The sequence below is a fragment of the Sphingomonas sp. C3-2 genome (assembly GCF_033025475.1).
Taxonomy (GTDB): Bacteria; Pseudomonadota; Alphaproteobacteria; order Sphingomonadales; family Sphingomonadaceae; genus Sphingobium_A.
On sequence record NZ_CP130322.1, the window covers coordinates 3,166,981 to 3,189,244 of the forward strand.

Annotated in this window: 23 protein-coding genes; 18 read left to right on the forward strand and 5 right to left on the reverse strand. The window is 63.9% G+C overall.

Annotated features, from left to right (window positions below; genetic code table 11):
- Nucleotides 1–57: 57 nt before the first annotated feature.
- Nucleotides 58–1,059 (forward strand): NAD(P)H-quinone oxidoreductase, encoded by a 1,002-nt coding sequence (locus QYC26_RS15180; protein ID WP_317513060.1) that lies wholly within the window; start codon nucleotides 58–60, stop codon nucleotides 1,057–1,059.
- A 37-nt stretch (nucleotides 1,060–1,096) separates the two neighbouring features.
- Here QYC26_RS15180 and QYC26_RS15185 read toward each other — a convergent pair whose 3' ends face one another.
- Entirely contained in the window at nucleotides 1,097–1,723 is a 627-nt protein-coding gene (locus tag QYC26_RS15185) for a TetR/AcrR family transcriptional regulator (RefSeq protein ID WP_317513061.1), read from the reverse strand.
- A gap of 155 nt (nucleotides 1,724–1,878) precedes the next feature.
- Between QYC26_RS15185 and QYC26_RS15190 the strand changes: the two genes are divergently transcribed.
- The 7 genes from QYC26_RS15190 (at nucleotide 1,879) to QYC26_RS15220 (ending at nucleotide 10,610) form a co-directional block, all read left to right on the forward strand.
- Nucleotides 1,879–4,071, forward strand: coding sequence for a TonB-dependent receptor (locus QYC26_RS15190; RefSeq protein ID WP_317513062.1), 2,193 nt, complete (start codon nucleotides 1,879–1,881; stop codon nucleotides 4,069–4,071).
- 17 nt (nucleotides 4,072–4,088) lie between these two features.
- Nucleotides 4,089–5,126 carry a metallophosphoesterase family protein gene (locus tag QYC26_RS15195; RefSeq protein ID WP_317513063.1) on the forward strand — a complete coding sequence of 346 codons (1,038 nt, stop codon included), beginning with the start codon at nucleotides 4,089–4,091 and terminating at the stop codon, nucleotides 5,124–5,126.
- 79 nt (nucleotides 5,127–5,205) lie between these two features.
- Nucleotides 5,206–6,354, forward strand: coding sequence for a tyrosine-protein phosphatase (locus QYC26_RS15200; RefSeq protein WP_317513064.1), 1,149 nt, complete (start codon nucleotides 5,206–5,208; stop codon nucleotides 6,352–6,354).
- A gap of 209 nt (nucleotides 6,355–6,563) precedes the next feature.
- Complete coding sequence (locus QYC26_RS15205) at nucleotides 6,564–6,956, forward strand: hypothetical protein (RefSeq protein ID WP_317513065.1); 393 nt, start codon at nucleotides 6,564–6,566, stop codon at nucleotides 6,954–6,956.
- A 157-nt stretch (nucleotides 6,957–7,113) separates the two neighbouring features.
- Complete coding sequence (locus QYC26_RS15210; RefSeq protein WP_317515084.1) at nucleotides 7,114–7,785, forward strand: DUF1013 domain-containing protein; 672 nt, start codon at nucleotides 7,114–7,116, stop codon at nucleotides 7,783–7,785.
- Entirely contained in the window at nucleotides 7,782–8,876 is a 1,095-nt protein-coding gene (locus QYC26_RS15215) for an MBL fold metallo-hydrolase (protein WP_317513066.1), read from the forward strand. The genes QYC26_RS15210 and QYC26_RS15215 overlap by 4 nt, the downstream gene beginning before the upstream one ends.
- A 39-nt stretch (nucleotides 8,877–8,915) precedes the next feature.
- A complete protein-coding gene (locus QYC26_RS15220) occupies nucleotides 8,916–10,610 on the forward strand; it encodes a long-chain fatty acid--CoA ligase (protein ID WP_317513067.1) in 1,695 nt (564 codons plus the stop codon).
- Nucleotides 10,611–10,627: 17 nt separating this feature from the next.
- Here QYC26_RS15220 and QYC26_RS15225 read toward each other — a convergent pair whose 3' ends face one another.
- On the reverse strand, nucleotides 10,628–11,995 hold the full coding sequence (locus tag QYC26_RS15225) for an NAD-dependent succinate-semialdehyde dehydrogenase (RefSeq protein ID WP_317513068.1): 1,368 nt from the start codon (nucleotides 11,993–11,995) through the stop codon (nucleotides 10,628–10,630).
- A 126-nt stretch (nucleotides 11,996–12,121) separates the two neighbouring features.
- Between QYC26_RS15225 and QYC26_RS15230 the strand changes: the two genes are divergently transcribed.
- The 6 genes from QYC26_RS15230 to QYC26_RS15255 all read left to right on the forward strand — a co-directional run bounded on the left by QYC26_RS15230 (nucleotide 12,122) and on the right by QYC26_RS15255 (nucleotide 16,114).
- On the forward strand, nucleotides 12,122–12,373 hold the full coding sequence (locus tag QYC26_RS15230; protein WP_317513069.1) for an exodeoxyribonuclease VII small subunit: 252 nt from the start codon (nucleotides 12,122–12,124) through the stop codon (nucleotides 12,371–12,373).
- A gap of 15 nt (nucleotides 12,374–12,388) precedes the next feature.
- Entirely contained in the window at nucleotides 12,389–13,276 is an 888-nt protein-coding gene (locus QYC26_RS15235) for a polyprenyl synthetase family protein (protein WP_411197608.1), read from the forward strand.
- A complete protein-coding gene (gene coaD, locus QYC26_RS15240) occupies nucleotides 13,277–13,783 on the forward strand; it encodes a pantetheine-phosphate adenylyltransferase (protein WP_317513071.1) in 507 nt (168 codons plus the stop codon).
- 62 nt (nucleotides 13,784–13,845) lie between these two features.
- Nucleotides 13,846–14,556 (forward strand): peptidylprolyl isomerase, encoded by a 711-nt coding sequence (locus tag QYC26_RS15245; protein WP_317513072.1) that lies wholly within the window; start codon nucleotides 13,846–13,848, stop codon nucleotides 14,554–14,556.
- A complete protein-coding gene (gene queA, locus QYC26_RS15250) occupies nucleotides 14,556–15,596 on the forward strand; it encodes a tRNA preQ1(34) S-adenosylmethionine ribosyltransferase-isomerase QueA (RefSeq protein WP_317513073.1) in 1,041 nt (346 codons plus the stop codon). Before QYC26_RS15245 ends, queA begins: the two co-directional genes overlap by 1 nt.
- Nucleotides 15,593–16,114 (forward strand): EF-hand domain-containing protein, encoded by a 522-nt coding sequence (locus QYC26_RS15255; RefSeq protein ID WP_317513074.1) that lies wholly within the window; start codon nucleotides 15,593–15,595, stop codon nucleotides 16,112–16,114. Before queA ends, QYC26_RS15255 begins: the two co-directional genes overlap by 4 nt.
- A 3-nt stretch (nucleotides 16,115–16,117) precedes the next feature.
- Here QYC26_RS15255 and QYC26_RS15260 read toward each other — a convergent pair whose 3' ends face one another.
- A complete protein-coding gene (locus QYC26_RS15260; RefSeq protein WP_317513075.1) occupies nucleotides 16,118–16,798 on the reverse strand; it encodes a GNAT family N-acetyltransferase in 681 nt (226 codons plus the stop codon).
- A gap of 61 nt (nucleotides 16,799–16,859) precedes the next feature.
- On the opposite strand from QYC26_RS15260, the gene QYC26_RS15265 reads away from it, so the two are divergent.
- From QYC26_RS15265 to QYC26_RS15275, 3 genes are read left to right on the forward strand one after another with little or no spacing between them, the layout of a single operon-like run.
- Entirely contained in the window at nucleotides 16,860–17,321 is a 462-nt protein-coding gene (locus QYC26_RS15265; protein ID WP_317513076.1) for a MarR family winged helix-turn-helix transcriptional regulator, read from the forward strand.
- Between the two features lie 11 nt (nucleotides 17,322–17,332).
- A complete protein-coding gene (tgt, locus tag QYC26_RS15270) occupies nucleotides 17,333–18,463 on the forward strand; it encodes a tRNA guanosine(34) transglycosylase Tgt (protein WP_317513077.1) in 1,131 nt (376 codons plus the stop codon).
- A complete protein-coding gene (locus QYC26_RS15275) occupies nucleotides 18,460–18,783 on the forward strand; it encodes a GNAT family N-acetyltransferase (RefSeq protein WP_317513078.1) in 324 nt (107 codons plus the stop codon). The genes tgt and QYC26_RS15275 overlap by 4 nt, the downstream gene beginning before the upstream one ends.
- Before the next feature lie 22 nt (nucleotides 18,784–18,805).
- Here the strand turns inward: QYC26_RS15275 and QYC26_RS15280 are convergent, their stop codons facing one another.
- Together QYC26_RS15280 and QYC26_RS15285 are read right to left on the reverse strand one after the other, a co-directional pair.
- Nucleotides 18,806–20,170 (reverse strand): DEAD/DEAH box helicase, encoded by a 1,365-nt coding sequence (locus tag QYC26_RS15280; protein WP_317513079.1) that lies wholly within the window; start codon nucleotides 20,168–20,170, stop codon nucleotides 18,806–18,808.
- 80 nt (nucleotides 20,171–20,250) lie between these two features.
- A complete protein-coding gene (locus tag QYC26_RS15285; RefSeq protein WP_317513080.1) occupies nucleotides 20,251–20,724 on the reverse strand; it encodes a hypothetical protein in 474 nt (157 codons plus the stop codon).
- A 90-nt stretch (nucleotides 20,725–20,814) separates the two neighbouring features.
- On the opposite strand from QYC26_RS15285, the gene QYC26_RS15290 reads away from it, so the two are divergent.
- Complete coding sequence (locus QYC26_RS15290) at nucleotides 20,815–22,263, forward strand: FAD-binding oxidoreductase (protein WP_317513081.1); 1,449 nt, start codon at nucleotides 20,815–20,817, stop codon at nucleotides 22,261–22,263.
- Nucleotide 22,264 lies beyond the last annotated feature (1 nt).

Sequence of the window (22,264 nt, forward strand, 5' to 3'; positions counted from 1 at the left end):
CAGCCTGACTGTCAATAAACCGCGCGGGCAGATAGTGCCGCCGGGGGACCGAATTAAATGACCAGACTGCCTGAGGTGATGATTGCGATCGATCCGGCCGAAACCGGCGGGCCGGAGGTGTTGCAGCCCGTCGAGCGCCCGGTGCCGCAGCCGGGCCGGGGCGAGGTGCTGATCCGCGTTGCCGCCGCAGGGGTGAACCGGCCCGATATCGTCCAGCGCGTGGGCCATTATCCGCCGCCGCCGGGCGCGCCCACGATTCCGGGGCTTGAGATTGCCGGGCAGATTGTCGCGATCGGCGAGGATGTCGCCACCGAAATGCTGGGTCAGCGGGTCTGCGCGCTGCTGTCGGGCGGTGGCTATGCCCAATATGCCGTGGCCCCCGCCGGACAGTGCCTTTCCGTTCCGCCCGCGCTTTCCATGGAAGAGGCGGCAGCACTGCCCGAGACGCTGTTCACCGTGTGGACCAACCTGTTCGACCGCGCCTTCGTGGCCGATGGGGACACGGTGCTGGTGCATGGTGGCACGAGCGGGATCGGCACGATGGCGATCATGTTGGGCAAGATTTTCGGGCTGACCGTGATCGTCACCTGCGGATCGGACGAGAAATGCGCGGCCGCGCGCGCACTGGGTGCCGATCTTGCGATCAATTACCGGACCGAGGATTTTGTCGAGGCGGTGAAGGGCTTCACCGGCGGCAAGGGTTGTCAGGCGGTGCTCGACATGGTCGGCGGCGATTATGTGCCGCGCAACCTCAAATGCCTGGCCCTCGATGGCCGCCACGTCACCATCGCGATCCAGCGCGGCGCGACCGCCGAGATCAATATCGGGCTGGTGATGGTGAAGCGCCTCGTGCTCACCGGATCGACGCTGCGGTCCCGCTCGGTCGAATTCAAGACGCTTGTGGCCGACGAACTGTCTCGCAGCGTCTGGCCACTGGTTGCCGAAGGGCAACTGAAGCCGATCATCGATTCAACCTTCCCGTTGGCGCAGGCGGCCGACGCGCATCGCCGGATGGAATCGAGCGCGCATGTCGGCAAGATCGTGCTGACGGTCAATTGAGTGTCGTGGGCCGTATGCGGCCCATAGGCTCACCCGTCTAGGTTGTTGGCGAAACCGCAGTCTTTGCCATGAGGTGGAGGAGCGCGCGGAACTCGGCCAGCCGCGCGGGTTCGGCCGGTTCGTAGAGCCGGTCGACGCCAAACTGGCTGCTGTTGCAGACATAGAAGAGCGCGCTGCTGGCAACGGCATTGACGAGGTGCATCGCAGGGAGCGGGCGGAAGGCCCCGGCCTTGATCCCGTCGGCGATCACCCTTTCCATGTCGCTGATCGCCGAATGCGAGAATTGCGTGGGGTTGCCATGCCGCGGCGTGCTGTCTGCGACGAGGCGCAGGATGATCCGCGAGGCAGTAGGGCGCGCTATCTGGAAATCGAGCCAGGCATCAAGCAGGGCCAGCAGGCGGGCGAGGGGGGCGCTTGCCGCCGCCATTTTTTCGTCCGCCATGTGGTGCATCGCTTCGAAAATGTCTGATTCGACCGCGTCGTACAGATCCTGCTTGGTCGGAAAATAATAGATGATCGACGGGCGCTTGATCCCCACCGCCAAGGCGACATCCTCCAGCCGCGCGGCATCGAAGCCGACATTGGCGAAGATCTGCTCCGCCGCCTCGAGAATGGCCTGACGCGTGGCTTCGCCGCGCATTTGCCTGATGGCGCGTAATTCCATTTCACCTCTTCCTCGGTCGGCACGAACGGCCGGATTTGTCCGTACCCTATGCCCAAAATTATCGTGCTTGCAATCTATCTAACCGCTGGTAGGTTTTCTTCCGTCATGAAGGTAGGGGTGCCGTGAGCGCTCTGCCCGTAACGGAGGGGAAATCGATGTTGCCTATTCGCGTTTTTGCGTCGCCCGTTTTGCGTGCCCTGCTGGGAGGCGTTGCAAGTGCAGCGCTGCTGGGTGGACCAGCGCTTGCGCAGGAGGCGGACGCAGGCACCGCGAATGTCGGTCTCGACGACATTGTGGTGACCGCGCAGAAACGCCAGGAATCGTTGCAGGATACGCCGATCTCGATCGCGGCCTTCACTGCGGCCGATCTTGAGACGAAGGGTATCAACGGGCTGGCCGATCTGCGCGCCAATGTCCCCAATCTTCAACTCACCCCGCATCCGAACAGCGCCGGGACCACGCAGATATTCATGCGCGGGGTCGGTCTGAATGACGATCAGATCACGCAGGACGGCGGTGTCGCGGTTTATATGGACGGCGTCTATGTTGCGCGCAGCCAGGGGCAGGCGCTTGAGGTTGCCGAACTGGAGCGCGTTGAGGTGCTTCGTGGCCCGCAGGGCACGCTTTACGGGCGTAACGCTACCGGTGGTGCGATCAATTTCATCACGAAGAAGCCCGAATTGGGCGAGTTCGGCTTCAAGGGGCAGGTAACGCTCGGCAACTACGATAACCGCCGTTTCAAGGCTGCGATCAATGTGCCGTTGGGGAATACGCTGGCTGCGCGCCTGTCCTACGCCAATATTCAGCAGAACGGTTTCGTGAAAAATCCCGGTACGGGCGTGAAGCGCTGGGGCGACAAGGATCGCCAGGCCGCGCGCGCGGATGTATTCTGGGAACCGAGCAATAGCTTCAATCTGCGCTATAGCTATGACCGTTCGGAGATCGACGATACGCCGGTCTATGTCGCGTTCTCGCCGCTCCATCCGCTTACTGCCGATCGTCCGAAAGAGGGCAGCGCATTCGTCCGCGATCTTTTGCCCAATGCGATCACGTCACAAGGGCACAGCCTGATCGGTGAGTGGGACGTTGCGGATGCGCTCACCATTCGCTCGATCACCGGGTATCGCAAGCTCGATAACTTCCAGAATCAGGATTATCTGAGTGGTGCCACCGGGCCTGATCCGCTGCAAAAGAACAGCAGCCGTGCCAAGCAGGACCAGTGGAGCCAGGAGATCCAGTTTGTAGGTGACGCGCTCGCGTCTCAGATTCAATATGTCGCCGGACTGTATTACTTCTCTGAGGACGGCAGCAATTTCTCCAATAGCTATACCCCGAGGACGCGTACCCGCAGCTTCACCACGGCAACGATTGCGAACGAAAGCTGGGCTCTTTTTGGCCAGGCAACCTATTCGCCGGAATGGATGGATCGCCGTCTGCATTTGACGGTCGGTCTGCGGCAGAGCTGGGATCAGCGCGCGGCCACGCTTGACCGCAAGAACCAGATCAACGACGGCGCGATCGTCCAGGTGCCGGGATTTGGCGATGGCGACCGCAAGTTCAAGGATTTCAGCCCCAGCTTTGTGATCGGCTATGACGCGGCTGAAAATGTGAACGTCTATGCCAAGGCGGTGAAGGGCTATAAATCGGGCGGCTATAACGTCCGCGCCAGCTCCATTCAGCGTTTCGACGAAGGTTTCGACTCGGAAACGCTCTGGTCGTACGAACTGGGTATGAAAAGCCAGTGGCTTGATAACAGCCTGCGCCTGAACGTTGCGGCGGTCCAGTCCAAATACAAGGACATCCAAATCAACGTTCAATCGGATCCGAACAATATTCGTATCACGGACGTGCTCAATGCGGGCAAAGCAACCGTCAAGGGCGTTGAAGTGGATATGACGCTGGCACCGACGCGCGACCTGCGTCTTTCCGTGAACTATGGCTATCTCGATGCGCAATACGACGAAATTATCGATGCCAGCGGCGCCGATATTTCGGCTGGATATCGCTTCGTGAATGCGCCCAAACATTCGCTGGCGCTTGATTTCAATTATGACCTGCCGGCACTGCCGATCGGCAAGCTGTCGACCAACGTCAATTACACGATGCAGAGCGACAAATATGTCAGCGCGACGATCTCTGGCGGTAAATATATCGTCGGCGATTACGGCCTGCTCAACGCGCGCTTGACGCTGGCTGAAATTCCTGGCGTTGACGGCGTGCGCGTCGGCCTGTGGGGGCGCAACCTCACCGACAAGGAATATTACATCATGCAGTTCAACATCGGCCGCCCCGGCGCGCTGTTCGGTGAGCCGCGCACTTATGGTATCGATCTGACGGCGGAGTTCTGATCGCGATGCGATGGGGGATGGTCCGTCCGCTTTCCGGGATCGGCGCGCTGGCGCTGTGCCTTGCCTCTCCGGCGGCCGCCCGGCCGGATCCTTCCCCCTATCGCGGCGTACTCGATGCGGCGCGGACGCAAAAGGAATTCGCCGGTACGTCCGGCGAATTTCGTTTCGTTGTGGTCGGCGACCGGACGGGCAAGCATCGCCCCGGCGTGTTCGAAGCGGCGCTGGATCGGGTCGATCAACTCCGGCCCGATTTCGTCATCAACATCGGCGACCTGATCGAAGGCAATACCGAGGATCAGGCACAGCTTGACCGTGAATGGCGCGAGATCGAGGCCGCCACCGGCCGGCTGAGCGTGCCGTTCTTCTATGTGCCCGGCAATCACGATCTGACCAACGCGGTCCAGCTCGCGGATTGGCGCAAGCGGCTGGGCGCGGATTACTATCATTTCCGGTACAAGGACGTGCTGTTCCTCGTGCTCAATACCGAGGACCCACCGCAACCGAAGATCGCCCGGTCAAAGCTGTTCCAGGAATATGGCGGGGACGCGATGAAGCGCGTGTTTGAGGTGCTTCAGGGCGATCCTGCGGAGGCCAGGGCGCTGTTCGCGCGCGAGCCCAAGCTGGGCGAGCTTGCGGGGAAGATCCAGTCGTCTGAAAATGTGGCGTTCAGCGCGGCGCAGATCGGCATGGTGCGCGAGGCGCTGGCCAACAATCGGGACGCGCGATGGACCTTCGTCCTGATGCACCGTCCGGCCTGGAAGGTCGATTCCCCGGCATTTCGCGAAATTGAAGGGCTGTTGAAGGGGCGGCCGCATACGGTGCTCGCCGGTCATTATCACAAATATGCCTATGAGCGTCGGGCAGGGCAGGATTATATCCAGCTTGGCACGACCGGCGGGATGCCTGGCGGGACGACGGATGATCCCAATGTCGTCGATCATGTGATGTGGGTGGCCATGGGCGAGCATGGCCCCAGCATCAGCAATATCCGCGTTGACGGATTGTTCGGCAAGGAAGGCCCGGTGCCTGCCGTATCGGCGCCTTTGCCCCGATGATCCTGACAATGTGGGGCTTGCTCCTGGCACGACAATCGTGGTCAACAGTCCGGAAAATAATGGGAAAGAGGAGAGTGAGATGAAATATCTGCCGGCGCGCTTGCGCGTGGCTGCCATGTGCCTTGGCGTTCTGCCGCTTGCGAGCGGTTGCGCCACGGCAACCGCCGATCAGGCGCCGGTTGCGGCCGCCCGGCAGGAAAGTGCGATCCCCTTTGTCGAAGCCGGTGTCAGCCCGGTTGCCGGCGCGAACCGGATGACGGTGCGATGGTCGGCGCCCGGCGCGGGCCGCGTTCTTGTTTATGCGGGCGAGGGGAGCGATCCCGTTACGCAGGGAACGCCGATCGGCAGCGGTGCCGAAAACGGGGCGGTCGAGGTGGACGCTGCAGCCGATGGGTCGCGCCGTTTCTTCACGCTGGTGCCCGAAAAGGGTGCGCCGCTGGTTGTCGCCGATCGCAGCCTGCACCTGCCGACCAGCCCCAATCTGCGCGATGTCGGCGGCTATCGCACCGCCGATGGCCGCTGGGTGAAGATGGGGCGGATCTTCCGCTCGGACCAGCTGGATCGCCTGACCGAGCGCGATCGCGGGCTGCTGGGTGCGGCCGGTGTCCGCCTTGTCGCTGATCTGCGCACGGTTAGCGAGCGCGAGAGTGAACCCGATCGCGTGCCCGATGGGGCCGAGCATATCGTGCTCGACGTCGCGGCGGACAGCAAAGGCAGCCTTGGCGGCGATATGAAACAGGCCTTCGCGAAGATCGCGACAGGCAAGGGCGCCGAAATGCTCACCGAGGCCAATCGCGATTTCGTGGCGCTCGACAGCGCGCGCGCATCGTACCAGACGCTGCTGAACAGGCTGGCTGCACCTAGCGCGGTGCCGACGCTCTATCACTGCACGGCGGGCAAGGACCGTACCGGCTGGGCGAGCGCGGTGATCCTCACCATATTGGGCGTGCCGCGCGAGACGGTGATGGCCGATTATCTCGCCAGCAATGCTTATCTGGAACAGAAGAACGCCGCGTCAGTGGCGGCACTGGCGCGTTCCTCGACGCCCGTCCCGGCGGCCTATCTCGAACCTGTGCTCACCGTGCGCGCGAGCTATATCGAGGCGGCGTTCGACGAGGTGAACCGGCGTTATGGTTCGTTCGACGCCTATGTCCGCGACGGGCTGGGGATCGACGATGCCACGGTTGCGGCGCTGCGCGCCCATTATCTGGTGGGAACGCCGCAATAGCTGCGCGGCTTTTCAGCGCGGCGCACTAGGGAGTTTCCCTAGGGAGGCAACGCGGTGCGCCGACGTTAGACGGGTTGCGAAGCAGTCACTGCGGGTTGGGCGCGGTGGCTGCTTCACGCCAGACGCGGCAATCGTGCCGCGCAGGCGTAGGTGCAGCATGTCGGACCAGAAGGCAGTTGCAGTTCATATTGCAGAGTGCTTCGGGTCCCATGCTTCCAGACGAACAAACGCTTTCCGCCCTTTTGTCCCATCATGGCAATATCGGCCGGGCGGAGATTTTCTACACCATTGCCGGCCAGTACCGTTTTCTTGTGACGGCGGCGCCCTCGGGCTGTAGCAGCTATGTTTACGGCTTTTTCGCGCTCGATTTTCTCGGGCGGCCCGATCGGGGCAATTTCTTCGATCATGCGAGCGACCTGTTGCGCTTTGCCGATGCGCGGATCGCGCGTTTCGAAACCAGCGCCGAATGCCTGATGCTGCTTGAACGCGCGCGAAAAGGCGATGCGCTCGGCTGGGAAGTCGACCTGTCCGGCGAGGTGGTGCCCATGGGGCGTCCGTCCGGCGCGCTTGTGGCAGCGCCCATCGGCGCGACGCTCCACTGACCCTATATCCTTACAACTTCAACGCCGTTTCCCTTCCATAAGCGCACAGAAACCTTGCTCTTGGCTGTGCGGAGAGTTAGATCGGATGAAATGTTCGGCCGCTCCGCGAGGGGCGGCCCTTATTTTATCTGGAGAAACCACCGTGGTTCAGCCGCTTATGCCCCATGCGACCGCTTCATGGCTGGTCGACAATACAGCGCTCAGCTTTGAACAGATTGCGGACTTCTGCGGCCTGCACATTCTCGAGGTTCAGGCGATTGCGGACGATACCGCCGCCACCAAGCTGGCAGGGCGCGATCCGGTGCGCGCGCACGAACTGACGATGGAAGAGATCGAGCGCGGTCAGGCTGATCCCGAATATCGCCTCAAGATGCAGAAGGGCCCCGAACAGGTCCGCCGCACCAAGGGCCCGCGCTACACCCCGGTTTCCAAGCGCCAGGACAAGCCCGATGGCATCGCGTGGATCATCCGCAACCATCCCGAGATTTCGGATGGCGCCATCGGCAAGCTGATCGGCACCACGCGCACCACCATTCAGGCGATCCGCGAGCGCAGCCACTGGAACATCGCGAACATCGTTCCCAAGGATCCCGTGACGCTCGGCCTTTGCTCGCAGCGTGAACTGGATGCGCTGGTTTCGAAGGCCGCGAAGAAGGCCGGCATCGAAGCGCCGACCGACAGCAAGATCGAAGGCGATCGCGCCGCACTGATCGAGGAACTGCGCGCCAAGCGTGAAGCGGCCAGCCGCGATGCCGATGCCGCGCTCGACGCCGAGGAAAATGGCCCGCGCCCGTCCGAGCCGACTGCGGAAACGCTTTTCAAGAAGTGACATCCGGTTCGCGATCGCCTGATGCGTCGCTGACGCAGGATCAAAGCTTCGTCGCGACGAGCGATAAGGGACTGCGCTATCCGCTGGGGCATTTCGCCCCGGCGGCAGGCACCCTCCACCGGCTGGAGGGCGGTGTGCGCTGGGCGCGCATCCGGATGCCGGGATCGCTTGGCCATATCAATTGCTGGCTGATCGACGATGATGGCGGGGTTGCGGTGGTCGACACCGGCATGAACCTGGCCATGTGCCGCGAGGATTGGGACGCGATCCTGTCCGGCGACCTTGCCGATACGCGTATCACGCGGGTGTTCGGTACCCATTTTCATCCCGATCATATTGGCCTGGCGGGCATGCTCGCCAAGCGGTTCGACGCGCCTGTCTGGATGACGCGCGGCGAATGGCTGACCATCCAGCTCGCCCGCCTCGACGCGCGCGACGATATGCCGGAAGAGGTGCTGACGCTGCGCCGCGCCGCCGGCTGGAGCGAGCACGAGATCGAAGCCGGCAAGGCCGAGGGCTGGGGCCGGTTGCGCGACATCATCGCGCCGCTTCCGCTTGGCTATCACCGCATCCGCGATGGCGACGCACTGTCCTTTGACGGCGCGCCCTGGCGCGTGGTCGTCGGTTCGGGGCATAGCCCCGAACATGCCTGCCTGCTGAACGAGGCGGCGGGTGTCATGATCGCGGGCGATCAGGTGTTGCCGCGCATCAGTTCCAACGTCTCGCTCGGCATTACCGAGCCTGATGCCGATCCGCTGGGCGAGTGGTTCGCCTCGATCGAAAAGCTGAAAGGCCTGCCGGCAGACCTGCTGATCCTGCCCGCGCATGGGGACCCGTTTCACGGGCTTCATCCCCGCCTCGATGCGCTGCGCGATGAGCACCGCGAGCGGCTCGATGCGCTTGAGGCATTGATCGCCGAGGCACCGCGCCGGGCGGTCGACTGTTTCGAGGTGCTGTTCCGCCGCAAGATCGACGGCAAGGTGCGCGGCCTCGCGACCGGCGAGGCGCTGGCGCATCTGCGGCGGCTGGAAGTCGAGGGGCGGGCGGTGCGCGAAGTGCGCGACGGGTGCTGGTGGTATCACCCCGCCTGAGCCGCTTGACGCAAAGGGTGGCGTGCCTAGAGTTGAGGCATGACTTCCTCGCAGACCATCTGGAACACGCACTATCAGCATCCCAATGCATGGGAACAGGAATTTCCGCCGCTCGCGCTGCACGAGATGCTCGAACGCAGCGCAGCGCGCAATGGTGAGGCGCCGCTCCTCGATTTCATGGGGCGCCATTACAGCTATGCTGAATCGCTGAACGGCGCGCGGCGCGTTGCCTGCGGGCTGAAGGCGCTGGGCATCGGCAAGGGGGACAGGGTTGGCCTGTTCCTGCCCAATGTGCCTCACTATGTCGCCGCCTATTACGGCGCGCTGATGATGGGGGCGACGGTCGTCAACTTCTCGCCGCTCTACAGTGTCGAGGAATTGGCGCATCAGGTGGCGGATTCGGGGACGCGCATCCTCTTCACATTATCGGCCAGCGCCTTGCTGCCGACTGCGCTCAATGTGCTCGAACAGAGCGGGCTGGAACGGCTGGTTGTCGGCTCGGTCGCGGGCGCGCTTCCGGCCACCAAGTCGATCCTCTACCGATTGTTCCGCCGATCCGAGGTTGCCGAGCGGCCGCACGATCCCCGGATCATGAGCTTTTCGCAACTGATCGCGAACAAGGGCGATTGCGCGCCTGTGGCAATCGATCCGCTCAACGATATCGCGCTGATCCAATATACCGGCGGCACCACGGGCACGCCCAAAGGGGCGATGCTCACGCACCAGAACCTTTCAGCCAATGCGCGGCAGGTGGCGCTGCTCGATCCCGAGCCCGATGCGCCCGACCGTATCCTTGGCGTGCTGCCTTTCTTCCATGTCTTTGCGAACACCTGCGTGCTCAATCGCACCGTGTTGAACGGCGGGATGATCGCGATGCTGCCGCGGTTCGATGCTACCCAGGCGCTCGCCACGCTCCAGCGGGTGAAGGCGACGGCGCTCCCCGGCGTGCCGACCATGTATCAGGCGCTGCTCGATCACCCGCATATCGACCGCACCGATTTTTCCAGCCTGCGCATCTGCATTTCGGGCGGCGCACCGCTGCCCGCCGAGGTGAAGGCGAAGTTCGAGGCACGGACCGGGGCCAAGGTGGTCGAAGGCTATGGCCTCACCGAAAGCTCGGGCGTGGTGTCGAGCAACCCTTATGAGGGCGTGAACAAGACGGGCACGATCGGTCAACCAATCCCCGGCACGCTGGTGAAGCTGGTCGACAAGGAGGATCCCACCCGTCCGCCGCCCGAGGGCGAGCCGGGTGAACTGGTGTTCGCCGGGCCGCAGGTGATGAAGGGCTATTGGCAGCGCCCCGACGCCGATGCCGATATGTTTGTGGGCGAGTTCCTGCGTACCGGCGATGTCGCGGTGATCGATGAGGACGGTTATATCCGCATCGTCGACCGGCTGAAGGACATGATCGCGGTTGGCGGGTTCAAGGTGTTCCCGAGCGTGATCGAGACCGTCCTGTACCGCAACCCGGCGGTGAAGGAGGCGTTGGTGATCGGCGTGGCCGATGCTTATCACGGCGAAATGCCCAAGGCCTTCGTCACGCTGAACGACGGCGCGCAGGGCGATGGCGAGGCGCTGAAGGCCTGGCTCAACCCGCTGCTCGGCAAGCATGAGCGCGTGGTTGCTGTCGAGGTACGCGAAAGCCTGCCCAAGACGATGGTCGGCAAGCTCAGCCGCAAGGAATTGGTGGCCGAGGAACGCGCGCGCGCAGCCGGGGCCAGCCAGGCGGCCTGAACCGCCCGGCGCGCCGATCAGCCTGCCACCATCACCGTCTTCAGGTTCATGAACTCGTGCAGCCCGTGGCGGCCGAGTTCACGGCCATGGCCCGAGCGTTTGATCCCGCCAAAGGGGGCGTGCGGATCGGATGCCAGCATCTCGTTGACGGCCACCATCCCTGCCTCGATATCGCGCACCAGCCGGGCGCGCTCGGCCGGATCATTGGTCCAGATGCTCGATCCGAGGCCAAAGGGCACGTCATTGGCGATCTCGATCGCATGGTCGATGTCGTTCGCCTTGAAGATCATCGCGACCGGGCCGAAAAATTCCTCGCGCGCTACGGCCGCGCCGCGCGGAATATCAGTGAGAATTGCGGGCAGCATATAGGCGCCGGGGCCGGCGGGCGTTTCGCCGCCGAACAACAAGGTGGCGCCGGCTGCGACCGCGCGTTTCAGCTGCTCCGTCATCTCGTCTCGTGCCTTGTGGCTTGAAAGCGGGCCCATATCGGTCTCGGGGGCCAGCGGATCGCCCGTCTTCACCGCCTGCATCCCCTTCACGAAGCGTTCCATGAAGGCGTCGTGGACATCGGCATGGACGATCATGCGCTTGGCGCAGATGCAGCTCTGCCCGCTATTCTGGATACGCGCCTTCACCGCCGTTGCTGCCGCCTTGTCGAGATCGGCGCTGGGCATGACGATGAACGGATCTGACCCGCCCAGTTCCAGCACCACCTTTTTCAGTGCCTGCCCGGCCTGTTCCGCCACCTTCATCCCGGCGCCTTCACTTCCCGTCAGCGTCACCGCGACGATGCGGTCATCGGCGATGAGGCCGGCGACCGCGTCCGACTTGATGTGCAAATTCTGGAACAGCCCTTCCGGTGCGCCCACTTGCGTGACCATATCCTCGATCAACTGCGCGCAGCCGGGGACGTTGCTGGCATGTTTGAGCAGCCCGACATTGCCCGCCATGATCGTGGGCGCGAGAAAGCGGACAACCTGCCAGAACGGGAAGTTCCACGGCATGACCGCGAGTACCGCACCTTGCGGGCTCCACCGGGCGATCGCCTTGCGGCCGCCACCCAGGTCGGTTTCGACATCCGCCAGCATCGCCGCGCCCTTTTCGGCATAGAAGCGAAATGCGTTCGCGCATTTATCCACCTCAGCCAGCGCGGAATTGAGCGTCTTGCCCATTTCGAACGTGGCCATGCGCGCCAGCTTTTCCCGATTTTCGGTGTAACGATCGGCAATGCGCGTCAAAAGTGCGGCGCGTTCCTCAAGCGGGCTCACGCGCCATGCGGCATAGGCGCGGGCCGCCTTTTGCAGCCGGGCCTCGATCGCGGCGGCATCAAGCTCGGCATAGCTCTCACCAGTTTCGCCGGTGGCGGGATTGCGGCTCGTGAACATGGTGGCGGGTCCTTGGCGTAAGGGGAGGGGGGATGGCCTGTTTCTATAGCTGTTTCAGGCGCCGATCCAGCGGCCGAGGCGCGCACGCGCTTGACCGCGCCATGCCCGCTCGCCCATAGCGAAACCATGACTGAGACCACCGACGCCGAACTCGCCGAACTGTCCTTCGAAGACGCGCTGAAGCGGCTCGAAACCATTGTTTCCCGCCTCGAAAGCGGGGAAGCCTCGCTCGACGAGTCGATCAGCCTCTATGCCGAGGGCGATCGCCTGCGCCAGCAATGCGAGGCGCGGCTTGCGGCCGCACAGGCGCGGATCGAAAAGATCAGCCTCGGCCAGGATGGCCGCCCGTCCGGAACCCAGCCGTTCGACGCGGCCTGAGGCTGGATGGAAAGCATGTCGATACTCGATGTCGCGCTTGAGCGGGTTGCCGAAGATATCGACCGGCAATTCGATCTGTTGCTGCGTGCGCCCGACGATGCGCGCGCGCCGCTATACCTTGCAATGCGCCACGCGGCGATCGGCGGCGGCAAGCGGCTACGTCCGCTGCTGACGCTGGCCACGGCCGAACTGTTCAACGTCGATCGCCAGCGCGCGCTGCGCGCGGCAACCGCGATTGAATGCGTCCATGTCTATTCGTTGGTGCATGACGATCTGCCCGCGATGGATGACGACGATATGCGCCGTGGCAAGCCGACGGTGCACAAGGCGTTCGATGAAGCGGCTGCCATTCTGGCTGGTGATGCGCTGCAGGCACTGGCCTTTGAAATCCTTGCGGACGATGCGACGAGCCCCGATCCGTTCGTGCGTGCAGAACTGGTGCTCACCGTCGCGCGCGCGGCGGGGGCGGCCGGCATGGTCGGCGGCCAGACGATGGACTTGTCCGCCGAGCGCAACGGCTTCGATCTCGGCACGATCACCCGATTGCAGCAGCTGAAGACAGGTGCGCTCATCGCCGCCAGCGTCGAGATCGGCGCCATTCTGGGCCATATTCCGCCCGAAGGCCGCATGGGGCTGCGCGGCTATGCCCGCGACATCGGCCTGGCCTTCCAGATCTGCGACGACCTTCTCGACGTAGAGGGCGACGAAGCGGTTGCCGGCAAGGCGCTGAACAAGGATGCCGCCGCCGGCAAGGCGACCTTCCTGACGCTGATGGGCGCGGAGCGCGCCCGCGCGCAGGCCGAACTGCTCGTCGATCAGGCGATCGAGCATCTCAAGACATTTGGAGAGGAAGCGGATCTGCTGCGCGCGGTTGCCCGCTTCGTGATTGAAAGGGATCGCTGAATGGCGCAGCGCATTGGGGTTTATCCGGGGACGTTCGATCCGATCACGCTCGGCCATATGGATATCATCCGGCGCGGGGCGAAGCTCGTCGACCGGCTGGTGATCGGGGTCACCACCAATCCGTCGAAATCGCCGATGTTCACGGTCGAGGAACGCATGGACATGGTCCGCCGCGAAGTGGCGACCATTGGCGGCGATATCCAGGTCGTCTCGTTCAACTCGCTGCTCATGGACTTTGCCGAACGACAGGGCGCATCGATGATCGTGCGTGGCCTGCGCGCCGTCGCCGATTTCGAATATGAATATCAGATGGCGGGGATGAACCAGCAGTTGAACGACCAGATCGAAACGGTCTTCCTGATGGCCGATGTCTCGCTTCAGCCCATTGCCTCGCGTCTGGTGAAGGAAATCGCCATTTACGGCGGCAATATTTCGCGCTTCGTCTCGGCGGCGGTGGAGGCTGAGGTGGTCGACCGCGTCAACACGATCGGGCGCAAGGGCGACTGATCGTTCAGCCGCCGCTCAGGCAGTGGCGATAGAAAAACGGTAAAACTGGGAATCGGAAACTTATGCGTCTGAAAATCATCGTGCCTGCACTGGCTGGCCTGTTCCTGAGCCAGGCCGCCATGGCGCAGGATGCTCCGGCTGAAACCCCGGGGCATGCCGAGCAGGTGCTGGCAACGCAGCCGTCCAAGGCCAGCGCCACGCCGCCCGTGATGCCGATTCCCAAGCCCGCGCCCGATCCAGCGACCGATCAGGCGAATATTCTCAATCTCGACCTGTCGACCGGTGGCCGGGTTTCGATCCAGCTGCGCCCCGACGTTGCGCCGCTGCATGTCGAACGCATCAAGTCGCTCGTCGCCAAGGGGTTCTATAACGGCGTGGTGTTCCACCGCGTGATCGATGGCTTCATGGCGCAGACGGGCGACCCGACGGGTACCGGCCAGGGTGGTTCGGACCTTCCCGACCTGACCGCCGAATTCAACCTGCTGCCGCATCTGCGCGGCACCGTCTCGATGGCGCGCACCAATGATCCGAACTCGGCGAACAGCCAGTTCTTCATCATGTTCCTGCCGCGCATGTCGCTCGACAAGCGCTACACCGTTTTCGGGCGCGTGATTTCGGGCATGCAATATGTCGACGCCATCGAACGCGGCGAGCCGCCCGCGAGCCCGAGCACGATCGTCCGCGCCGCGATGGCCGATGCGGGGGCCGCAACACCCGTTGCCGCGCCGGTTGAGCCGGCGCCGGCCGATGCGGCGCCCGCGCCCAAGAAATAATGCGCGTAGACCTTTTCGATTTCGATCTGCCGGCGGAAAATATCGCGCTCCGCCCGGCCTCGCCGCGCGATAGCGCCCGTATGTTGGTGCTCGATGGCGCCGATCGGCGCGACGCGATCGTCAGCGATCTGCCTTCGGTGCTGCGCCCCGGCGACATGCTGGTGTTCAACGACACGCGCGTCATCCCCGCCCAGCTTGAAGGGCTGCGCGGGGAAGCGCGGATCGGCGCGACGCTCCACAAGCGCGAAGGGCTGCGCCAGTGGCGTGCCTTTATCCGCAATGCCAAGCGCCTGAAGGATGGCGACCGGATCGATTTCGGCGCGGGCGTTTTTGCCGTCGCGCATGACCGCGCCGAAGATGGCAGCTTCGCGCTCTCGTTCGAAGGCGACGAGCCCGTCGAGCTGCTTCTGGAACGCGCGGGCACGATGCCGTTGCCGCCCTATATCGCGGGCAAGCGCCCGACCGACGAACGCGATCTGGAGGATTACCAGACGATGTTCGCGCGCGAGGCCGGCGCGGTTGCCGCACCCACCGCCGCGCTCCATTTCACCCCCGGCCTGATGGCCGCCCTCGCCGAACGCGGGATCGAAAGTGCAACCCTGACCTTGCATGTCGGCGCGGGCACCTTTCTGCCGGTCAAGGCCGACGATACCGTTGATCACAAGATGCACGCCGAATGGGGCCGGATCGACGCCGCCACGGCGGATAGGCTGAACGCGGTGCGCGCACGCGGAGGCCGGTTGATCGCGGTGGGCACCACCTCGCTTCGCCTCATCGAAAGCGCGGCGGGGGAGGATAATGTCATTCGCCCGTTCGAGGGGGATACCGCGATCTTCATCACCCCCGGATACCGTTTCCGCGGCATCGACGGGCTGATGACCAATTTCCATCTGCCGCGTTCGACGCTGTTCATGCTGGTCAGCGCCTTGATGGGCCGCGAACGCATGCAGGCGGCCTATGCCCATGCCATCGCCAGCGGATATCGGTTCTATTCTTACGGCGATGCCAGCCTGTTGTTGCCCGAAGGACATGTCGCATGAAATATGCGTTGCTGCTTCCCGTCCTCGCGGCGTTCGCCGCGCCGGCCACCGCCGATGCGCGCAAGAAACCGCAGTTCGATCCGGCGGTGCTCAGCCGCCCCACCATCTCGGCAACGCCCGTCGCCGTGATGATCTCTGGCTTCGACAGCGACGGCGACGGCATTGTCACCCACGCCGAATATGATGCGGGCCTCGATCGCTCGTTCCGTCAGGGCGATGCGGACGGCGACGGCGCGATCTCGCTGATTGAGCTTGGCCATTGGGCGCAGCATTGGCTGGGCGATCGCGGCGCCATTCCGGGCCAATATGATTTCGACCGCGACGGCGACGACCGGGTATCGCGGCAGGAATATCAAACCGAATTCGGCCGCCGCTTCCTTGAGCTGGACCGCGACCGCGACGGCAAGCTGGTGCGCGCCGAACTGATCCTGCTCAGCACCCCGCGCGTGGCGCCGGGCGCGGAACAGGGGCCTCCGGGCGGCCCCCCGGCACCCGGCGGCAAACCGCCCCAGCGCTGATCCTCAGCGCGTCAGGATCGTCACGCCGATCGCGGCGCGCTGGTGAAAGCCCAGGCTTTCGTAAAGCGCGATGGCCCCTTCATTGTCGGCATAGCTGTGGAGGAAGGGCTTGTTGCCGCGTTCAAGGATGCGCGCGGCAACCACGCGGATGAGCGCACCGGCATAGCCCTGGCCCCGGTGATCGGGATGGGTGCACACGCCGCTTACCTCGCTGAACCCATCGACCTGCATTCGCTCGCCCGCCATGGCGACGATCTTTCCGTCGATCCTTACCCCGATGAAATCGCCCAGTGCATGCGTGCGCGCTGCAAAGGGGCCGGGGCGGGTCAATTCGGCCAGGCCCTGCATCTCGGGCGCATCGCGATCGTCCAGCGGTTCGAAGGCGACCGCCCGGCCGCCCGGCGCGATCGCATCCGCCATCATCTGCGTCAGACGTGCCTCGCGCACAATCCGGCTGCCTGACGGGCACGTCACCGGCCCTGCCTCCACCAGCCACAATTCCCCTGCGGGCGGCACCAGTTCCTGAAGCGCGGCGACGCTTTCGGGGGACTGGTCATGCGCGGCGCCGAACGGGCCGAAAGCGGGGGACAGCCGCAACGCGCGGCTGTCCCCCTCGGCATAGGCGGACCAGCCGGAATTGAGCGCGGACCAGACCGGCCGGTCGAGGGGGTGGGCATTGGACATGAAAAGCACCTGCACGAGTCGAAATAGTTGACTTAGGCAACTAATATGCCACCATCGCTACATGTCCGCCAGAACCGATGATGCCGTTTTCGCCCTGCGCGCATTCAACCGCTTTCACACCCATCTGGTCGGGGCGCTCGAGCCGTCGTTTCTGGGCAGCGGATTTTCGCTGATCGAGGCGCGCATTCTTTACGAGATCGCGGTGCGTGAACCCGCGCTGGCGTCCGATATCCGCGCCGCGCTGGGGCTCGATGCCGGTTATCTGAGCCGCATCATCGCCCGGATGGAGCGCGGTGGGCTGATCGCGCGGGGGCGGGGGGAGGATGCCCGCCAGCGCCCGATCCGTTTTACTGCGGAGGGGCGGGCCTTGTTCGAACGCGTCGATGGTGATGCCCGGGCGCGCGCCACGGGCGCTGTCGCGCATCTGGATGCAGGTGAATGCACCGCGTTGGTCGCGGCGCTCGGCACGATCACCGCGCTTCTCTCCAAAGCCAGTGTTTCCAAGCGGGATCGGGACGGCTAAGGACGCGCGTCATGAGCTCTACCCGTTTTTCCTTCACCATTTCCGCCACCGACGGCAAGGCACGCACCGGCACCATCCAGATGCAGCGCGGTGAGATCCGCACGCCCGCCTTCATGCCCGTCGGCACCGCCGCCACCGTCAAGGCGATGAAGCCCGCCGATGTGCGCGCCATCGGGGCCGATATCATTCTCGGCAACACCTATCACCTGATGCTGCGTCCCGGGGCCGAGCGGATGGAACGGCTGGGGGGATTGCACGGTTTCATGGGCTGGGATCGCCCGATCCTTACCGACAGCGGCGGTTATCAGGTGATGAGCCTGTCCGATCTCACCAAGATCACCGAGGAAGGCGTCGCCTTCAAAAGCCATCTCGATGGCTCGCGCCACATGTTGTCGCCCGAACGCTCGATGGAAATCCAGCGTCTGCTGGGTTCGGATATCGTCATGGCATTCGACGAATGCACCAAGAACGGCGCCACGCATGACGAAGCCGCCAAGTCGATGGAACGATCGATGCGCTGGGCGCAGCGTTCGCGCGACGGTTTCGACAGCGGCGTCGACCATGCTTCGCGCGCGGCGCTGTTCGGTATCCAGCAAGGCTCGCTCGACGAAGGCCTGCGCAAGATTTCGGCTGACAAGCTCATCGATATCGGGTTCGACGGTTATGCCGTGGGCGGCCTTGCCGTGGGCGAGGGGCAGGAAGCGATGTTCAGCGTGCTCGATTTCGCGCCCGGCCAGCTTCCGGCGGACAAGCCCCGCTACCTGATGGGCGTGGGCAAGCCCGACGACATCGTCGGCGCGGTCGAACGCGGGATCGACATGTTCGATTGCGTGCTGCCCACGCGCAGCGGGCGCACGGGGCAAGCCTTCACCTGGGATGGCCCGATCAACATCCGCAATGCGAAACATGCCGAGGATCTGCGCCCCATCGATCCGGAATCGCCGATCGCCAACTGGTCGCGCGCCTATCTGCACCATCTTGTCCGGTCGGGCGAAATCCTCGGTGCCATGCTGATGACCGAGCATAACCTCTGGTTCTATCAGCGCCTGATGCAGGAATTGCGTGCCGCGATCGCCGAGGGCCGGCTCAAGGCCTTTGCGGATTCGTTCCGCGCGCGATATTCCGCACGGCAGCAGGATTGAACCGGAGCGTCCAGACCCCCGCAATCACGCTGCTGACGAATGCGGCGGCGCTGGCGCGCACCGATCCGGACGCCATCACCGCGCTTGTCGCGCGATCGACCCGCTCAACCCATGGGCCCGCTCATCAGGGCAGGGGCATTGCCGGCCTGTTGATGAATACCGCGCTGGACTGGCTGGGGCGCGACAAGCCGATCTGGCTTAACGTCGTCGCGCATAATGGCCGGGCACAGGCTTTTTACCGGCGTTTCGGATTCGCGGTCGATCCCAACGCCTCTCGACCGTATCGTGCCGCAGATGATCATGCGGCGTCCGGCCGATAGGGCCTGAACGCCGCAACCGCGATCAGTTGCTGCAGCTGAAGCGCAGGAAGTTCGGAACCGGGCCGTTCCAGCCCGCTTCGCTATTGCCAACGGGAACCATCGGCTCATTGTCACGCGGGGCGTGATCGCGGGGCGTATAATCGCGCGGTGCCTGCTCGCGCGGGGCGCGGCGCTCTTCCTGCGCCTCCGCCCGGCGGCGATCCGGCTTGCGGCCTTCGTCGCGGCGCTCGGCCTTGGGTTCCTCGCGGCGGCGTTCGGGCTCGGCAGCCTTTATGGGTGCGGGGATGCGCTCGATTTTCTGGCCGATCAGCTTTTCGATATTCTCGATCGCCTCGGCGTCTTCCTTGGTGACGAAGGTATAGGCGACGCCCGTCGCCCCCGCGCGGCCCGTACGGCCGATACGGTGGACATAATCGTCCGGGTGCCAGGGCGCGTCGAAGTTGAAGACGTGGCTCACGCCCTTCACGTCAAGCCCGCGTGCGGCGACGTCGGATGCAACCAGCAGGTTGATGTCGCCGTTCTTGAACAGCTCCAGTTCGGCCAGACGGGCTGGCTGGTCCATGTCGCCGTGGATCTCGCCCGCGCGGAAGCCGTGGCGCTTCAGGCTCTTGGCCAGTTCGCGCACCGTCGTCTTGCGGTTGCAGAAGATGATGCCGGTGTTCACCTCGTCCTGCACCAGCAGGCTGCGCAGGCATTCGCGCTTCTTGCGCGTGTCGACCTCAACCAGCTTCTGGGTGATCGACGCGTTCGCCGTCGCGGGGCGGGCAACCTCGATATGCTTGGGGTTGGTCAGGAACTTGTCCGCCAGCTTCTTGATCGGCGGCGGCATCGTTGCCGAAAACAAGAGCGTCTGACGGTTGGCGGGCAGCTTGGTGCAGATTTCCTCGATATCGGGGATGAACCCCATGTCGAGCATCCGGTCCGCCTCGTCGATCACGAGCAGGCTGCAGCCCGTGAGCAGGATATTGCCGCGCTGGAACAGATCCATCAGGCGGCCCGGCGTCGCGATCAGCACGTCGACGCCCTTTTCCAGCGCCTTGATCTGATCGCCCATCGAAACGCCGCCGATCAGCAGCGCCATCGATAGCTTGTGATATTTGCCGTATTTCTCGAAATTCTCGGCCACCTGTGCGGCGAGTTCGCGGGTCGGCTCCAGAATCAGCGAACGCGGCATGCGCGCCCGGCTGCGACCATGCGCCAGGATGTCGATCATCGGCAGCACGAAGCTGGCGGTTTTTCCTGTGCCCGTCTGGGCGATGCCGATGAGATCCTTCATCATCAGCACGGGCGGAATGGCCTGCTGCTGGATGGGCGTGGGCTCGTTATAGCCCGATTCGCTCACCGCGCGCAGAAGTTCGTCTGAAAGGCCGAGATCGGCAAAGTTCATAGTCTGTCCGGAAAAACCAGCACGGGCCAACCCCGCGAATGGGGCAGCGCGTGGCGCAAAACCCCCTGAATGTCAAGATTTCAGCGTTCGGGAACCAGCGTCCGGAAACGGGAAATTTCGCACTGGGCGCCCGAACGCGAGTGAATGCTGTCCCGATCGGCGCACATTTTTCCGTCGTTCGTCGGCTTGAAGTAAAAACCCTGGTAGAAATCGAGCGCGGGGCAGTCGTCTTCCAGCTTGGCGCGGATCCGCGTTCCGCCGCGCAGGACAAGGTCGATACTGTCGGAGGCGATGTTCGAAATGCCTGCGAGCGACTGGAGCGGAAGGCAGCGCGGCGCCTTTTTCTCGCGGAAGCTGACCTTCGAACCCGGCGCCCGCAATGGATGAGGGGCCGAACGCGGGGCTTTCAGGGTCTGGACACGAATGATCACCTGTTCGCGCATCGTTACCTGCGCAAATTCCCTGCCCGAAAATTGCTGGAATCCGGGAGCGCCCGCAGCCGCACCGGCCACGCTTCCTGCCATCAGCAATGTGGCCAGACCCAGTCCTGTCACCGCTTGATACCCATCAGGCGATAAATGCCTCGTTACGCTTGAACATGTGATGAATTCCCTTCACCGCCTTTTTCCCGTAAACGCAAGATAATGTCCGTCATCTCGCCCGCTGCGCTGGAAAATCTTTACAACCTTTTGGGAAGCAAGGGGTTTACCGCCGATCGTCAGGCGATTGAACCCTGGCTCACCGATTGGCGGGGGCGTTTTCATGGTGACAGTGTTGCGCTTTTGTCACCATCGAGCGCCGAAGAGGTGGCTGCGGTGATGCGGCTGGCGGGTGAATTTCGCATCCCTATCGTGCCGCAGGGGGGTAATACCTCGATGGTCGGCGGAGCAACGCCGCCTGCCGATGGATCGGCGCTGATCTTGTCGTTGCGCCGGATGAACCGCATCCGCAGTCTTTCGCACGAAGATGGCGTGGCAGTGGCGGAAGCGGGTGTGATCCTTGCGCATCTCCATGATGCCGCCGCAGAGATCGGCATGCGCTTTCCACTGACGCTGGGGGGGAAGGGATCGGCCACCGTCGGCGGGCTTGTTTCCACCAATGCGGGCGGCACGCAGGTGCTGCGTTTCGGCACAATGCGCGCGCTGACGCTTGGGATCGAGGCGGTTCTTCCTGACGGATCGATCTTCAACGGGCTCGATCCGCTCAAAAAGGACAATCGCGGCTATGACCTCCGCCATCTCCTGATCGGTGCCGAGGGAACGCTGGGCGTGGTGACTGCGGCCAGTCTTCATCTCGTTCCCGCGATCCTCGACCGTGCGGTGGGCTGGGTGGGGCTTGAGAGCCCGCACAAGGCGCTCGAACTGCTGCGCCTCATCGAAAAACGCGCAGGCACCGCGATCGAGGGGTTCGAGGTCGTGCCCGCCGATTCGCTCGGGCGGGTGCTGCGCCACATTCCCGGCACGCGTGCGCCGCTTTCAGGCACGCACCGCTGGCACGCGCTTGTTGAACTGGATCGCAGTGATCCGCAGGCGGCAGATCCTGTCACGCTGCTCGAAGCGTTGCTCGCCGATGGCATTGCGCAGGGGCTTGTTGCCGATGCGATTGTCGCGCGCAGTGAGGCGCAGGCCGATTCCTTCTGGAAATTGCGCGATTCCATTTCGGAGGCGGAACGGGCCAGCGGACCTGCGCTGCAGCACGATATTTCGGTGCCCGTGGCGCGGATGCCCGATTTCATGATTTCCGCCGCGGCGGATGTCGAGCGCGCATTTCCAGGCGTTCAGGCCAGTGCCTTTGGGCATCTGGGCGATGGCAATGTCCATTTCCATGTGCGTGCGCCCGAAGGGGCGGGGGGCGACTGGCCGATGGCGTGCGGCGGGCCGATCAGCGCGCATGTCCATGATCTGGTCGTGGCGACCGGTGGATCGATCTCGGCCGAGCATGGTATCGGTCAGATGAAGCGCGCCGAAAATGCGCGGCTTGCCGATCCGGCCCGGCTGCTGGCGCTGCGTGCGATCAAGGCCGCGCTCGATCCCGCCGGGCTGCTCAATCCCGGCAAGCTGGTCCCGCTTGCCATGGACGAGGCCGCACCATAAA

What these genes read in the sequence shown, in the direction of transcription:
- QYC26_RS15220 (WP_317513067.1), top strand. Translation starts at nt 8,916, where the DNA reads ATGACTTCCTCGCAGACCATCTGGAACACGCACTATCAGCATCCCAAT.
- QYC26_RS15245 (WP_317513072.1), top strand. Translation starts at nt 13,846, where the DNA reads ATGCGTCTGAAAATCATCGTGCCTGCACTGGCTGGCCTGTTCCTGAGC.
- coaD (WP_317513071.1), top strand. Translation starts at nt 13,277, where the DNA reads ATGGCGCAGCGCATTGGGGTTTATCCGGGGACGTTCGATCCGATCACG.
- QYC26_RS15265 (WP_317513076.1), top strand. Translation starts at nt 16,860, where the DNA reads ATGTCCGCCAGAACCGATGATGCCGTTTTCGCCCTGCGCGCATTCAAC.
- QYC26_RS15185 (WP_317513061.1), bottom strand. Translation starts at nt 1,723, where the DNA reads ATGGAATTACGCGCCATCAGGCAAATGCGCGGCGAAGCCACGCGTCAG.
- tgt (WP_317513077.1), top strand. Translation starts at nt 17,333, where the DNA reads ATGAGCTCTACCCGTTTTTCCTTCACCATTTCCGCCACCGACGGCAAG.
- QYC26_RS15255 (WP_317513074.1), top strand. Translation starts at nt 15,593, where the DNA reads ATGAAATATGCGTTGCTGCTTCCCGTCCTCGCGGCGTTCGCCGCGCCG.
- QYC26_RS15195 (WP_317513063.1), top strand. Translation starts at nt 4,089, where the DNA reads ATGGTCCGTCCGCTTTCCGGGATCGGCGCGCTGGCGCTGTGCCTTGCC.
- QYC26_RS15200 (WP_317513064.1), top strand. Translation starts at nt 5,206, where the DNA reads ATGAAATATCTGCCGGCGCGCTTGCGCGTGGCTGCCATGTGCCTTGGC.
- QYC26_RS15180 (WP_317513060.1), top strand. Translation starts at nt 58, where the DNA reads ATGACCAGACTGCCTGAGGTGATGATTGCGATCGATCCGGCCGAAACC.
- QYC26_RS15190 (WP_317513062.1), top strand. Translation starts at nt 1,879, where the DNA reads ATGTTGCCTATTCGCGTTTTTGCGTCGCCCGTTTTGCGTGCCCTGCTG.
- QYC26_RS15280 (WP_317513079.1), bottom strand. Translation starts at nt 20,170, where the DNA reads ATGAACTTTGCCGATCTCGGCCTTTCAGACGAACTTCTGCGCGCGGTG.
- QYC26_RS15205 (WP_317513065.1), top strand. Translation starts at nt 6,564, where the DNA reads ATGCTTCCAGACGAACAAACGCTTTCCGCCCTTTTGTCCCATCATGGC.
- QYC26_RS15225 (WP_317513068.1), bottom strand. Translation starts at nt 11,995, where the DNA reads ATGTTCACGAGCCGCAATCCCGCCACCGGCGAAACTGGTGAGAGCTAT.
- QYC26_RS15235 (WP_411197608.1), top strand. Translation starts at nt 12,389, where the DNA reads ATGTCGATACTCGATGTCGCGCTTGAGCGGGTTGCCGAAGATATCGAC.
- QYC26_RS15230 (WP_317513069.1), top strand. Translation starts at nt 12,122, where the DNA reads ATGACTGAGACCACCGACGCCGAACTCGCCGAACTGTCCTTCGAAGAC.
- QYC26_RS15260 (WP_317513075.1), bottom strand. Translation starts at nt 16,798, where the DNA reads ATGTCCAATGCCCACCCCCTCGACCGGCCGGTCTGGTCCGCGCTCAAT.
- queA (WP_317513073.1), top strand. Translation starts at nt 14,556, where the DNA reads ATGCGCGTAGACCTTTTCGATTTCGATCTGCCGGCGGAAAATATCGCG.
- QYC26_RS15290 (WP_317513081.1), top strand. Translation starts at nt 20,815, where the DNA reads ATGTCCGTCATCTCGCCCGCTGCGCTGGAAAATCTTTACAACCTTTTG.
- QYC26_RS15210 (WP_317515084.1), top strand. Translation starts at nt 7,114, where the DNA reads ATGCCCCATGCGACCGCTTCATGGCTGGTCGACAATACAGCGCTCAGC.